The following is a 2,464-nucleotide window of genomic DNA, read 5'->3' as shown; positions in this document are numbered from 1 at the left end:
CCGCCACGCAAACAGCGGCCCTCAATTCGAACCACGCAGCCAATCGATAATGCCTACGCTTTAAACGCACATAAAAAAGGCTCGCAATGCGAGCCTTTTTTTGTTTCTACTGGAGTTTTTCCCCGCTTGGTGCCGAAGTTTTTCCCCAGTTAGTAATCACTTACCGTGAACACTTAGTGTTTGGTCGGGACAGCAGGATTTGAACCTACGACCCCCACACCCCCAGTGTGGTGCGCTACCAGACTGCGCTATGCCCCGAGATGGTATAAATACCAGAAGATCAAGTCTGTTGACGACGTAATTAGCCGCCTTGATCTGGGCGCGAATATTACGCCAATCATTTGAATTTGCAAGCATTTATTACATTTGCATTTAACCCGAGAGAGATGTGGCCCGCTAAGGGCCAAGTGCGGGAGGCTAATGCAATTTAGCATGCGCCTCGGAACGCACGTATTGCTGCTGCGCCCACTCATCCAGCAGCTTTTCTTCTCTTTTGTCGGCATGCGCTTGCTCTTCATCGCTCATGCGCTTGACGAGGTCTTGCATGGCGCGCTGTTTGAGATGGGCTTTTTGCCATAACGATTTTTTATGCTCGACTTCGCGCTCATTCTGCGCAATGAGTAATCGCTGCTGAGATTGCGCTTGTGATAACTGGCCAATGAAGGCGCGCTGTCGCATTAGTTGCTCAGACGATAAGCGTAAGTTGCCCGCCTCGCTAGCAGCGGCATAGTCATTAAGGTAGCTTAAAATATCTTCAAGCTTGTTTCGCTCAGCGGCTAAGCGCGCTTTTGCGCCAGCAAATTCATTCGCCGCCGAATCCACGTCCTTTTCGGCCAACTCCAAAATTAAACTCATTCGCTTTGTTTTATCGGACATGCTTACTCCCCTGCGAGATTAGCAACGCCTACTGCGTGCGACTTAAAATACAACAGTCCCTGCACTCAGCATACGCGCCCTACCCCTGATTTTTGGCCTGAACTGGACCAGCGATAACACTTTTAAGATGGGCGGCACTCTCGGCATACTGTGCTTTTTGGGTGAGCCCCTGACTGATAAATTGAATCAAATGCGGGTGCCGCTCGATTGCACGATCAATCGTGGCGTCGGCGCCGGGAACATAGGCACCCACCGATATTAAGTCTTTATTTTGACGGTGCGCGGCCAGCAACTGTTTGAAGTTTTGCATCATTTTCAGCTGCTCTGGCGGTACAATATTGGGCATCACGCGGCTAATTGAAGCTTCGATATTAATAGCCGGATATACCCCCTCCTCGGCCATCTGCCGGGAAAGCACAATATGGCCATCCAAAATGGCCCGCGCCGAATCAGCAATAGGGTCTTGCAGGTCATCGCCTTCCGTTAGTACGGTATAAAAAGCGGTAACAGAACCCTGCCCCTTAGTGCCGTTACCCGCACGCTCAACCAGTTCAGGCAAGCGGGCAAAGACAGAGGGCGGGTAGCCTTTGGTTGCGGGTGGCTCGCCAATAGCTAGCGATATTTCGCGCTGCGCTTGCGCAAAACGCGTGAGGGAGTCCATCAATAGCAGTACTTTTTTGCCCTGGTCGCGGTAATACTCCGCAATGCGTGTCGCAAGGTAGGAGGCGCGTAAACGCATTAATGGCGCCTCGTCTGCTGGCGCAGCCACTACCACCGAGCGCTTTAAACCTTCCTCTCCCAGGATATTCTCGATAAATTCTTTTACCTCGCGTCCGCGCTCACCAATCAAGCCCACTACAACCACATCGGCTTCGGTAAACTTCGTCATCATCCCGAGCAGCACACTTTTACCCACACCACTGCCGGCAAATAAACCCAAGCGCTGACCTTCGCCCACGGTTAAAAGTGCATTAATCGCTCGAATACCAACATCCAACGGCTTTATAACTGGCTCGCGATCCATAGGATTAATAGCTTGCGGCTTTAAGTCTAGAGTCGCCTCGCCTTCTAGCGGCCCCTTGCCATCCAAGGGTTGACCTAAACCATTAATGATACGACCCAAGCTCGCCTCACCAATACGAATACGGTCAGCACCACTAACGGGCTTAACGATCAAGCCGGGTTTCAATCCCTCCGCAGCACGAATAGGCATAAGGTAAGTTGTGCTAGCACTAAAGCCGACTATTTCGGCCTCTACCGGCGGTCGCCCTGGGCGAATAATTTCACAATAGGTACCCACCGGCACACTTAAACCCACAGCCTCAAGGGTTAGCCCAACCATTCGCGTCAAGCGCCCTGACGCTACAGGGGGTTGCTGGAAGCTTGTGTATTGCCGCTTACCCGCCAAACGCCGGCAGGCACTCATCGGTAGCTCAATCATCCTTATCAGCCTCTTCACCAATAGGGCCGGGATCATCTTGTTTTAGCTTACCCTCAACCTCATCAATTTCAGCGTCGTCGACCTCGGCCGCTAAAACCTTGGGAGCTTGATCACCCACGCCGGGTTTCGGGCCGTCGCAGTACAGCC

Annotated in this window: 2 protein-coding genes and 1 tRNA gene; all 3 read right to left on the bottom strand. The window is 52.2% G+C overall.

Annotated features, from left to right (window positions below):
- Positions 1 to 181: 181 nt before the first annotated feature.
- The 3 genes from AC3A8L_RS20080 to fliI all read right to left on the bottom strand — a co-directional run bounded on the left by AC3A8L_RS20080 (position 182) and on the right by fliI (position 2,317).
- Positions 182 to 258: transfer RNA gene (locus AC3A8L_RS20080), tRNA-Pro, on the bottom strand.
- A gap of 159 nt (positions 259 to 417) precedes the next feature.
- On the bottom strand, positions 418 to 876 hold the full coding sequence (fliJ, locus tag AC3A8L_RS20075) for a flagellar export protein FliJ (RefSeq protein WP_487964050.1): 459 nt from the start codon (positions 874 to 876) through the stop codon (positions 418 to 420).
- A 79-nt stretch (positions 877 to 955) separates the two neighbouring features.
- Positions 956 to 2,317, bottom strand: a complete 1,362-nt coding sequence (gene fliI, locus AC3A8L_RS20070; RefSeq protein ID WP_487964049.1) for a flagellar protein export ATPase FliI — start codon at positions 2,315 to 2,317, stop codon at positions 956 to 958.
- Positions 2,318 to 2,464: the final 147 nt, after the last annotated feature.

The sequence above is a fragment of the Marinagarivorans sp. genome (assembly GCF_982758155.1).
Note: the sequence above shows the minus strand (reverse complement) of the source record. Positions and strands in the feature narration are given on the sequence as shown.